Genomic DNA, 10797 nt, shown 5'->3' on the forward strand with positions numbered 1-10797 from the left:
TCTCTATATTTGGTAAGCCTATGCTTACCAGAGAACGAGCCTCGATGCTCGCGATTCACTGCACGTCATCAGAGAGGACGGCATGGCCACAACGAATACGGTACTCACCCGAGAACGAATCATCGCCGACATTGCCGGCATCCTGGGTGTGGACGAGAGCGAAATCACCGATGACACAAACGTTCTCGACGTCGGTCTGGACTCGGTTCGGCTGATGTCACTGATCGAGCGTTGGCGTGCCGCAGGTGCCCACAGGGCTGATCTGGTGAGTATGGCCGCCGATCCGGTCGTCGGCTCCTGGGTTCGTGAGCTCACCGCGGAGAGCGTTTCCGGCGCCAACGAGGGAGGGCTCCGATGAGCGACGCCACCCGTAGCGGGCGACTGATCAGTGAGACAGCCGACGTCGTCGTGGTCGGCGGCGGACCGGGAGGGTCGACGGTCGCGACACTGCTGGCTCGCAGCGGCCACCGCGTGGTGCAGTTGGAGAAGGAGTCGTTTCCCCGGTACCAGATCGGCGAATCACTGCTTCCCTCAACGATTCACGGCGTATGCCGACTACTCGGCGTCGACGAGAAGATCAAGAACGCGGGATTCATGCACAAACGTGGCGGCAGCTTCCGCTGGGGCAAGAATCCGGTGCCGTGGAACTTCCTGTTTGCCATCTCGCCGGAGTTCGCGGGTGAGGGGTCATACGCGTACCAGGTCGAGCGCATGAAATTCGACCAGATTCTGCTCGAGAACGCCGCGGAGCAGGGAGTCGACGTGCGGCAGCGCAGCAGGGTCAACGGGACCATCACCGACGAGACCGGCCGCGTCACGGGTGTCCGGTACGTCGACGCCGAGCGGGTCGAGCACCGGATCGACGCGAAGTTCGTCGTCGATGCGTCGGGTAACACGACGCGATTGTCGAAACATGCAGGTGGAGAACGGATTTACTCCGACTTCTTCCAGAACGTCGCGGTGTTCGGATACTTCGAGAACGGCAAGCGCTTCCCCGCGCCGGACAGCGGCAACATCCTGTGCGCAGCGTTCGACGAGGGATGGATGTGGTACATCCCGCTGTCGGACACGCTGACCAGCGTCGGAGCCGTGATCTCGCGCGACAAGGCCGAGCACGTGCTCAACGCGCAGGAAGAGACGCTGCTGCACTACGTCGATCGCTGCGAAATCGTGAAGGACATGCTGTCCGACGCCACACGCGTCACCGAGGGCACCTACGGTGAGATCCGAATCCGCAAGGACTATTCGTATGCCAATACCCGCTTCTGGGGCAACGGCATGGTGCTCGTCGGCGATGCCGCGTGCTTCATCGATCCGGTGTTCTCCACCGGAGTTCATCTCGCGACCTACTCGGGTGTGCTGGCGGCGCGGTCGATCAACAGTGTGCTGGCAGGTGCGATGACCGAGGAGCGGGCGTTCACCGAGTTCGAGGGTCGGTACCGTCGCGAGTACGCGGTCTTCTATGAGTTCTTGTCGGCCTTCTATGACATGGAACAGTCCGAGGACTCGTACTTCTGGAAGGCGCGCAAGGTCACCAATTTCGACCGCAACGACATGACCGCATTCGTGTCGCTGGTCGCGGGCGCCTACTCCGGCGAACAGGCCCTCACCGACCCGGAACAGATCATCGAGCGGTTCTCGGCATCGACGGCAGCTCTCACCGAGGCTGCCGAGCGAACCGGCGGCATGGACACCGACTCCGGCCAGCGGATGGGGCATCTCTTCGGTACGCAGGTCGTGCGTGACGTCATGGAGGAGATGAACGCGTTCCAGGCACGCGGGGCAGTCGGTACCGACGGGACCGAACCGCCACTACTCGACGGTGGGCTTGTTCCATCGGCCGACGGCCTGAGCTGGGCCGAACCCGCCCCGGCTACCGTCTGATCGGCCAACGCCCGCCATGCTGACAGCGTTGGCGCTGCTTCTCGGAACGGCACTCGTGTGCGGAGCGATCGCGCGTCGACTCGGATTCCCCTCGATGGCAGGCGAATTGGTCGCGGGCGTGCTGCTCGGTCCGTCGGTCCTCGGCATGGTGGCACCGCACGTCACGGGAGTGGTCGTCAACGCAGACGGCACGCCGACCACGGCGATATCCGCGGTCGGCACGCTCGCCGTGGTGTTGCTCGTCGGACTCGCAGCGACGGAACTCGACGGTCCGTTCCTGCGCGGGAACGCGCGCAAGATCGGCGTCATCAGCGGTGTCTCCTTCGTGATTCCGCTCGTCGCAGGCATCGGACTCGGACTGGTGCTGCCTGCCCGATATCTCGGCGACGGTACGAACACGGGTGACGGCACGAGCACAACAGAATTCGCGGTTCTGCTCGGTGTCGCGATGTCGGTCAGTGCGATTCCCGTGATCGCCCGGATCCTCGGAGATCTGGACCTGCTGCGGACGAGGCTCGGTCGGCTCATCCTGTCGGCGGGCACTCTCACCGACCTTGCCGCCTGGGTGGCGCTCGCGGCGGTGTCAGCCATGGTCACCGTGGGGTTGCGCGGCTGGCACCTGCCGTTGACGCTGGTGGCGATGATCGGTTCGATTGCCGTGGCGCTTGTCGCGCGACCGGTGATCGGACGTCTGCTGACCCGCTTGGAATCCGGTGGCCACGATGCGCAGTCGGCAGCGGTGATGGTGATCACGATGGTCGCCGGTGCCGCGGCGACCGACGCGATGCATCTCGAGGCTGTTCTCGGCGCACTGCTCGCCGGGATCGCCTGTGGTCGACGTCCCGAGCGCGTCGTGGCGCCGCTCCGCTTGGTCACCACGGCTGTGCTTGCGCCGGTGTTCCTCGCCTCGGCCGGCCTACACGTCGACCTGAGGGCTCTCGCTTCTCCGGGTGTAGCCGGAGTGGCGGTCGGCGTGATCGCCGTCGCCGTCGTCGCCAAGCTGCTTGGCGGCTACCTCGGGGCTCGCCTCGCGCGATTGTCCCGGTGGGAGTCGATGGCGGTCGGAAGCGGACTCAACGCTCGCGGGGTCGTCGAGATCATCATCGCAACAACAGGATTGAGTCTCGGAATCTTCAGCGAGGAGACCTACATGATCGTCGTCGTCATGGCGGTGGTCACGTCGGTGATGGCCGGACCGATGGTCGCGGCCGCAGCACGACGATGCCGCCCGGACGCCGGCAGGTCAGACCTCGTCGGTGCCGAGAGCGCGCAGCACGGTACGTAGCTTGGCCGTGGTCTCCGCCACTTCCGCGTCGGGATCGGAGTCGGCAACGATCCCGCCACCCGCCCAGGTCGCCAGAGCTCCTGTGCGCGAGTCGATTTCGCCGCATCGGATAGCCACGAGCCACTCGCCGTCCCCGGGGGTCAGGCCGTCGGGCCCGCGCAGTACTCCCGGGCGGTCGTCAGGAGAGAGACTTCCGACGCACCAGCCGACTGCGCCGCCGTAGAAACCGCGGTCGCCCTCCGTCGCGAGGATGTACTCCCTGGCTGCGCCGGTGGGAGTTCCGCACACCGCAGGTGTGGGATGCACGGCGATCGCGAGGTCGAGAGCCGTTGTCGACGGGTCGGCGAGCTCGCCGACGATCGGCGTCCCCAGGTGCCACATCGACGACGTGCCCACGATGCTTGGCGCATCGGGTACGTCGAGTCGGGTGCACAGCGGTGCGAGCGCGCTGCGCAGAGCATCGATAACGAAACGGTGCTCGTCGAGATCCTTCGCCGATGAGTTCAGCGTCGCGGCGCGCTCGGCGTCGACGCTGGGGTCGTGATGCCGTGGCGTGGAACCGGCGAGCGGGTGAGCGCTCACCTGACGTCCGCGTCGTCGTACGAGTACCTCGGGACTCGCGCCCACGAGATGTCGGCCTCGGTAGGCGTCTCCCGCGGGAGTGAGCTCTGTGCGGAAGAGTCCCGAATGCGGGTTCTGTGCGGCGAGGGCGGCCAGGAACACCTCCGGTGTCAACCTTGGCGTGGTGTGCAACAACAGCTTTCGTGCGAGCACCACCTTGGCCAGCGGAGTGGTCGAGTCGGCGAGCACTGTGACCGCTGCTGCGACCCTGGCACGGTGTTCTTCGCGGAGCGGTTCCGCCGCGACCACGCGGGCTTCAGTGATCGGGCCCGCTGCCGTGGCTGGCCTTGGTGCGGGCCAGGAGTTCGGCGGCACGTCGAAGCGGATGTGTGCGGGGGCGGTCAGCGCGCTCGGTGCGTCTGTGTTGAATGCGAGAGCACCGACGATCGCTGAGTGCTCGCCCCGTGCGAGTGACTCGGCTGCGCGCGAGGGATCGTCGAACGAAGCCACAGCACCGCTGGCAGAACAGTGATAGTCGAGTCCGTAGACCTCGAAATGGTCTGCGGCGGCGGTTGATTCGTCGATGAGCGCCGAATGCGCGTCGGAACCGTCCACGGGCCCTGGCGAGGTCGAAAGTGTCATGGTGCCGGTCGTCCTCCTCGTTCGATGCGGACTCGGTGTGTGCTGATGCCTGCTGATGTGTGCGAGGTTTCGCGTCGCGGGGGGTACATGAACGCAAGCTGATGATTAGGTTAGACTCACCTAGCATTGCGTGCGGCATTGGCCCACGGAAATCACGACGATCTAGGGAGTGGCGCGTGTGTAGTGAGCGGAACTCCGAACTCGATATCGCTGGCATCGGATTCGGACCGTCGAACCTGGCTTTGGCCATCGCGGTCGAGGAGTACAACGACAAGTGCGCGGTACGCAACGACAACGGCACGGCACGCGATGGTGGCATCCAGGCCCGGTTCTTCGAGAGGAAGTCCCAGTTCGGGTGGCATCCCGGCATGCTCCTGCCCGGAGCGACGATGCAGGTGTCGTTTCTCAAAGATTTGGTGACGCAACGTAATACGTCGAGTTCGTACTCGTTTCTGAGCTACCTCAACGAGCACGATCGTCTGGGCCACTTCATCAATCGTCAGGATTTCTTCCCACTGCGCGTCGAATTCCACGACTACCTCCGGTGGGCGGCGGAACGCGTGTCGGTACCGGTCGACTACGGCTCGGAGATCAGCTCGGTCACGTTCGCCGACGGCGCGTTCGACATCGCCTCGACGTCGGGCGAGAGCGTGCGGGCGCGAAACCTGGTCCTCGGCGGAGGGTTGCGGGCGAAGCTGCCCGCAGGTGTCGTCGCAGGCCCGCGGGTATTTCACAACCATCACGTGCTTCCCAACCTGGCCAAGCTCCCGCCCCTGACGCACCGCAGGTTCGCCGTGATCGGCGCGGGTCAGAGTGCCGCGGAGGTTGCTGCCTTTCTGCACGAAACGACCGGCGCCGAAGTGCACGCCGTTTTCTCCAAGTACGGCTACACGCCGGCCGACGACAGTCCCTATGCCAATCGCATCTTCGACGCCGAGGCCGTCGACGAGTACTTCACGGCTGAGCCGGCGTGGCGCGACCGTCTGCTCCAGTACCACCGCAGCACGAACTACTCGGCGGTCGATCCGGTCCTGATCCAGGACCTGTACGGACGCGAGTACACCGAGCGCGTATCGGGCAATCGCCGCCTCTTTGTACACGGCGCGACCGAGGTCACTGACCTCGACGAGACCGACGACGTCGCACGGCTGCGCATCGCGCACCGCACGACGGGTGAGGTCATCGACCTCGACTGCGACGCCGTCGTGTTCGCGACCGGATTCGAGCCGACGCCTGTCGCGGACATGCTCGGCGATCTGGCTGCGCACTGTGCGGCCGATCAACACGGCCGACCCGTACTCGACCGCGCGTACCGGCTGCAGACCTCCCCGGAGATCACCGGGCAGATCTTCGTACAGGGCAACTCAGAACACACACACGGGCTCACGTCGACGCTACTGTCGAATGTGGCCATCCGATCGGGGGAGATCCTCGACGCCGTCGTGGGTCGCGGATCGAACCAACCGCTCCCGACGGCCGTACCCGTTGGCCATAGCGCTTCTGGCGCTTGAGTTTTCGAGAGGTGAGCAACGTGACCGGCATCGACGCCGCGCAGGGGCAGGATTTGAGTCCCCATCCGACCGAGATCAAGTTGACCATGTACGACCTGCTGCCACGTACGGTCGAGGTGGTCGAAACCATCGACTCGAGTCCGGACATGCGTCGAGTGCGGTTCTCCATCAGCGCACCCGAGAGCTTCATCGTGGTGCACATGGCACCCGACGACCACATCAAACTGTTCTTCCCGGATCCGGAGAGCGGCGAGATAGTCATGCCGGGCGTCGGCGCCGAGGGTATGCGACTGCCCACCGAGGGTAAGTTCCCGATCTACCGTGACTACACCATTCGGGCCTTCGACCGTGAGAGCGGCGTACTCGACATCGATTTCGTGCTGCACGATCACGGTGTCGCCGGAAAATGGGCGGGAACCGCGGTTGCGGGCGATCGACTCGGAATGCTGGGTCCGCGCGGCTCCCACATTTACCCGACCGGCTACGACTGGTACCTGCTCGGTGCCGACGACACGGCGCTACCTGCTCTCGCACGCTGGTTGGAAGAACTACCCGACGACAAGCCGGTCATCGCCTTCGCCGAGGTCACCGGATCCGAGACGGAGATCGACCTTCCGCAACGGCCGAACGCCCGGGTGCGCTTCGTCCATCGTGGCGCAGATCAGTCGGGCAGGGGCACGAACCTCCTGCGCGCGGTGGAGGAATTGGACCTCCCCGAAGGCAACTTCTACAGCTGGTTCGCGGGTGAAGCGTTGTCGCTCAAGCCGATTCGACGTCATCTGCGCCGCGAGCTCGGTCGGCCCAAGGACTGCGTCAAGGTCGACGGATACTGGCGCACCGGAACCGTCAACCTCGACCACCACGTCGAGGACGACGAGGCGTCGGAGTAGCTGCAGCGGGGTACGAGGCACGGGAGTAAACCCCGCTCGGGCGAGAGGGGTTCGTCCGGACCCTCCGATCAACCGATGAGGGGCGCCAGGGTCTGGCCGAGGAGTGTCACGCGGCCGGGGACGTGTCCGTTGGCGGGAGAGTTGACCGTCACGCCGTCGATTCCGCTCTCCAGGAGTGTCGAGTAGCGCTCTGCAACCTGTTCGGGACTACCGACGATTGTCGATGCTCGACGTACCTCTGCCGCCGGATTGCGTGCGAGATACGCCTCGAATTCAGCGGTGGCCTGCTCCTCTGTGGGCGCAATGCAGGCCGAGGTCTGCGTGGTCACCGTGATCTCCGACCGATCGCGACCAAGCCGTTCGCAGTGAGCGGCAAGAACGTCGAGCTTTCTCGGGAGATCCTCCGGCGCGGCGATGAGGTTGGACTCGTCGGCGTACTGAGCGACCATCCGCAACGTCTTCTTCTCGCCACCGCCACCGATCATCACCGGGATACGGCCAAGTGGCGCAGGGGAATTGATTGCCTCTTCGACCTGATACCACTTGCCGTCGAGTGAGGGCCGCTCGCCGCGCAACATCGGCAGGATGATCTGCAGTGCTTCTTCGAGCTTCTCGAATCGATCGGTGAAGGTACCGAATTCGAAGCCCAGCGACTGATGCTCGAACTCGAACCACCCGGCTCCGATCCCGAGTTGAGCACGACCACCCGATACGACGTCGACCGCGGTGACGCTTTTCGCCAGCAGCGTCGGGTTCCGGTAGGTGTTGCCGGTGACCAGCGAGGACAGACGCACCCGCGAGGTGTGCTGGGCGAGTGCCGAGAGCAGTGTGTAGCACTCGATCATCGGCTCGTCCGGGGCGCCGAGGATGGGCAGTTGGTAGAAGTGGTCCATCACGAGGACGGTGTCGAAGCCTGAGTTCTCCGCTTCGAGGGCCTGCGCGACGATGGTGGGGAAGAGCTGGTCGGGTGCAGTGTCGGGGTAGGTGAAGTTCGGGATCTGGTAGCCGAGTGTCGTCACCTCGTCGACGCTACGCCGAACCACCGACCTGGCGGGCGAGCGAGGCGATCGTCTCGATGAGGTGATCGAACACGGCATCGACGTCGGTTGCTGTTGCGATTCGCGCATTCGGGGTTCCGCCCCACATGCCGCGCTCGTCGGCAACGGTCATCCCGCGGGTCAGGGCTCCGGTGAGCTCGACACCGACCTGGGCGGGCACAGTGTCGGCGATCGCGGGGTCGAGCGCGACCATAGCGGCGAACGGATCGTGCAGATGAGCGAGGTAGCCCTCGTCGTGGGCTTCGTGGAACTCCAGGTAGAAACGCATCGCGTCGACGAGGTGACGCACGACCGCATTGTCGGCAACCGATCGGATGCCGGCTTCGTCTGTCGGATCGAGATACTCGACGGGACTGCTGCCTGCCGCGGCCGCGAGGCGAACCAGATGATCGGGGAGAAGTGCGACGGTCTCGGTGAGATCGAGAGGACAGACGATCGGGGCGGGCGCACCGTCGACGCCGAACGCGGCGAAGACCTCGGCGGCGGCCTCCGGGTCGACGGCGATGTTCCACTCGGCGACAGGCGTGGTGTTGCCGTGGACATGAAACGCGCCACCCATGATGACCAGCCGACGCAGTCGTCGTGGCAGGCTCGGGTCGCGTCGTATCGCGGTGGCAAGCGACGTGAGTGGTCCGGTGACCAGCCCGACCAATTCTCCGTCGTGTGCCTGAGCGGCGTCGAGCCAGGCGTCTGCTGCGTCCGTGTCGGCGACGACGAGATCGGATGTGGGCAACTCTGCGTATCCGACGCCCAGCGGTCCGTGTGTGTCCTCGGTGGTCATCAGTGGTGCGACGAGCGGACCGTCGGGTCCGCGATGTACCGGAATCTCGCCTCGCTCGCACAGCGACAACCAGGCCAGGTTGTTGGCGGCGACCACGTCGACCGGGACGTTGCCCGCGGTACTCGCGATCCCCACGATGTCGACATCGGTGCGGGCAAGTAGGTACAGCAGTGCGACCGAATCGTCGATACCGGTGTCGCAGTCGAAGAACAGTCGCTGGGTCACGACACAATTCTGATGGATTCACGACGGATACGTACGGTCGGGTTCATGGCAACGTACACAACGGCTTTCGAATGGACGGAGACAAATCGGGAATGGCTGATCGAGAACCCGATCAGGATCGTGGGGTACGTGATCGTTGCGCTGGTGGTGCGGTTCGTATGTAACCGGCTCATCGACCGCGTCACACGGCGTCCACCAGGGGAGAGGGCCGAACGCGGAGGGAAGGGTTCGACGCCGCTGCTGCTGCGCCACCTGCGTGACCGCGCACCTTCTGGAGCCAGCAGGGCAGTGATCAACCAGCGACGCTCGCAACGGGCCCGCACCATCGGTTCGGTGTTGAAGTCGGTTGTGTCGATCGTGCTTCTCACCTGGGCGGCGCTGGCGATACTGTCCGTTCTGGGTGTGAATATCGCGCCGTTCATCGCCTCCGCAGGTGTGATCGGCCTCGCCATTGGATTCGGCGCTCAGAATCTCGTGCGCGACTTCGTGACGGGGATTTTCATGCTGCTCGAGGATCAGTACGGGGTCGGTGACGTTGTCGATCTCGGCGAGGCCGTGGGGGAGGTCGAATCGGTCGGTCTTCGGATCACCACGGTGCGCGACGTCGACGGCACGCTCTGGTTTGTGCGCAACGGGGAGATTGCGCGCGTCGGCAACATGAGCCAGGAGTATGCGGTTGCCCGCGTCGAACTGCCTGTCGCGCTCACCGCGGATGTCGACAGGGCACAGGAAGTGGCACTCACCGCTGCGCACGCCGCAGTGGAGTCGGATGCGCTCTCCGAGCATGTGACCGGCGAACCCGACATGCTCGGCGTGCAGGAACTCTCTGCCGATCAACTGATCCTGCGAATGACGGTCACCACAAAGCCCAACTCGCAGTGGAAAGTTCAGCGGACACTGCGCCGCGAGATCCTGCGGGCCTACGACGAGCATGGAATCGAATTGCCGTATCCGCGGGGCCAATTGCTCACCGCGTCACCGAACTAGCGGCAGCAGGGGCTTGGCACTCGAGGCTGGGCGACCGATCGAGCGACCACGTCTGCCCCGCCACCGGGGTGTGGTGGCGGGGTGTGGACGGGTTGCGGCACAACCTGATTCGACGGCTCGCCCGGCTAGTTGGGCTAGCGTGTCGGCCGGGTTGGCGCGGTGGTCGGGTGACCGTTGGTCAGGCGGCGTCGGCCAGCGGTGGGTCGACTCCTCCTGGTGGGTCGACGTCGTCGAGCCACCAGGGGCTAGCTGGTGGGGCCGGGCCTGTTGGTGCGTCCGGGTCTGTGGACGGGTCGGGGTCGGGTGGATCAGTGAGGTTCCATTGGATGTCGACCCGCCTGCTGAGGCGCGGTGTATCGCCGGAGGGCATCGCGCCCACGAGTGCGAGCTCGACGCGCCCGCTGGGCGGGTCTGCCATCGAGGGCGGCGACACCATCCAGGCACCCACCGCATCCGCCACGATCTTCGCGTCGGCTGTACCCGAGCCCCGCGCGCAGATCTCAGTGTCGGCTGTGTCGGCGACGGTCTCGGTATCGGCTGTGTCCTTTGCGGTCCCGATCCCGGCAGCGGCCGCGCGTGCTGCGGCTGCGGCTTCGTTGCTGATGTGTTCGGCGGTGAGGTAGTCGTGGAAGTCGGCTTTGACGTCGGCGATGCGGTTGATGCGTTCGGGATTCTCGGGCATGCCCGGTTTGGCGTTGAGTCGCCACGCAACACGGCCCGTATCGGGTCCGTCGGTGATCATGCGGGTGGTGAACTGCCCAGGCTTTTTGCCGACCCGCCGATTGTGCACATCACACGCCGGCACCAACTGGTCGATGTCGGTCAAGCCGCCGTCGGCCCAGTCTTTCGCGGCGTGATGCATCTGCACCCGTGAGGCGGGTTGGTTACAGCCCGGTGCGGAACACATTTTGCCGCCGGGTGAGGCGAACGAGGCCAACCGTTGCCCCAGCGTGGCGATCCGCTTCGACCGACA

Annotated in this window: 10 protein-coding genes; 6 read left to right on the plus strand and 4 right to left on the minus strand. The window is 65.1% G+C overall.

Annotation, left to right across the window (positions count from 1 at the left end):
• Positions 1-82 precede the first annotated feature (82 nt).
• From A5766_RS08370 to A5766_RS08380, 3 genes are read left to right on the plus strand one after another with little or no spacing between them, the layout of a single operon-like run.
• Positions 83-358, plus strand: coding sequence for a phosphopantetheine-binding protein (locus A5766_RS08370; RefSeq protein WP_005202871.1), 276 nt, complete (start codon positions 83-85; stop codon positions 356-358).
• The gene (locus tag A5766_RS08375; RefSeq protein ID WP_005202874.1) at positions 355-1884 is read left to right on the plus strand and encodes a tryptophan 7-halogenase; all 1530 of its coding nucleotides are present in this window, start codon (positions 355-357) and stop codon (positions 1882-1884) included. The genes A5766_RS08370 and A5766_RS08375 overlap by 4 nt, the downstream gene beginning before the upstream one ends.
• A 16-nt stretch (positions 1885-1900) precedes the next feature.
• Entirely contained in the window at positions 1901-3169 is a 1269-nt protein-coding gene (locus A5766_RS08380; RefSeq protein WP_064904224.1) for a cation:proton antiporter, read from the plus strand.
• Here the strand turns inward: A5766_RS08380 and A5766_RS08385 are convergent.
• Complete coding sequence (locus A5766_RS08385; RefSeq protein WP_005202877.1) at positions 3128-4372, minus strand: isochorismate synthase; 1245 nt, start codon at positions 4370-4372, stop codon at positions 3128-3130. The two genes, A5766_RS08380 and A5766_RS08385, sit on opposite strands and share 42 nt — an antisense overlap.
• Positions 4373-4548: 176 nt before the next feature.
• On the opposite strand from A5766_RS08385, the gene A5766_RS08390 reads away from it, so the two are divergent.
• Positions 4549-5883, plus strand: coding sequence for a lysine N(6)-hydroxylase/L-ornithine N(5)-oxygenase family protein (locus A5766_RS08390; protein WP_005202878.1), 1335 nt, complete (start codon positions 4549-4551; stop codon positions 5881-5883).
• A gap of 11 nt (positions 5884-5894) precedes the next feature.
• Complete coding sequence (locus tag A5766_RS08395; RefSeq protein WP_005202879.1) at positions 5895-6773, plus strand: siderophore-interacting protein; 879 nt, start codon at positions 5895-5897, stop codon at positions 6771-6773.
• Between the two features lie 68 nt (positions 6774-6841).
• Here A5766_RS08395 and A5766_RS08400 read toward each other — a convergent pair whose 3' ends face one another.
• Positions 6842-7792, minus strand: a complete 951-nt coding sequence (locus tag A5766_RS08400; RefSeq protein WP_064904239.1) for an LLM class F420-dependent oxidoreductase — start codon at positions 7790-7792, stop codon at positions 6842-6844.
• Positions 7793-7802: 10 nt separating this feature from the next.
• Complete coding sequence (locus tag A5766_RS08405) at positions 7803-8837, minus strand: nucleoside hydrolase (RefSeq protein WP_005202881.1); 1035 nt, start codon at positions 8835-8837, stop codon at positions 7803-7805.
• A gap of 45 nt (positions 8838-8882) precedes the next feature.
• Between A5766_RS08405 and A5766_RS08410 the strand changes: the two genes are divergently transcribed.
• A complete protein-coding gene (locus A5766_RS08410; protein WP_005202882.1) occupies positions 8883-9824 on the plus strand; it encodes a mechanosensitive ion channel family protein in 942 nt (313 codons plus the stop codon).
• 178 nt (positions 9825-10002) lie between these two features.
• Here A5766_RS08410 and A5766_RS08415 read toward each other — a convergent pair.
• A partial coding sequence (locus A5766_RS08415) for an HNH endonuclease signature motif containing protein (RefSeq protein WP_197501380.1) occupies positions 10003-10797 on the minus strand: 795 nt, incomplete at its 5' end.

The organism is Gordonia sp. 852002-51296_SCH5728562-b (genome assembly GCF_001665475.1).
Lineage (GTDB): Bacteria > Actinomycetota > Actinomycetes > Mycobacteriales > Mycobacteriaceae > Gordonia > Gordonia sputi.

Coding starts and splice junctions, on each gene's coding strand:
- A5766_RS08370 (WP_005202871.1), top strand. CDS start 83: ATGGCCACAACGAATACGGTACTCACCCGAGAACGAATCATCGCCGAC.
- A5766_RS08375 (WP_005202874.1), top strand. CDS start 355: ATGAGCGACGCCACCCGTAGCGGGCGACTGATCAGTGAGACAGCCGAC.
- A5766_RS08380 (WP_064904224.1), top strand. CDS start 1,901: ATGCTGACAGCGTTGGCGCTGCTTCTCGGAACGGCACTCGTGTGCGGA.
- A5766_RS08385 (WP_005202877.1), bottom strand. CDS start 4,372: ATGACACTTTCGACCTCGCCAGGGCCCGTGGACGGTTCCGACGCGCAT.
- A5766_RS08410 (WP_005202882.1), top strand. CDS start 8,883: ATGGCAACGTACACAACGGCTTTCGAATGGACGGAGACAAATCGGGAA.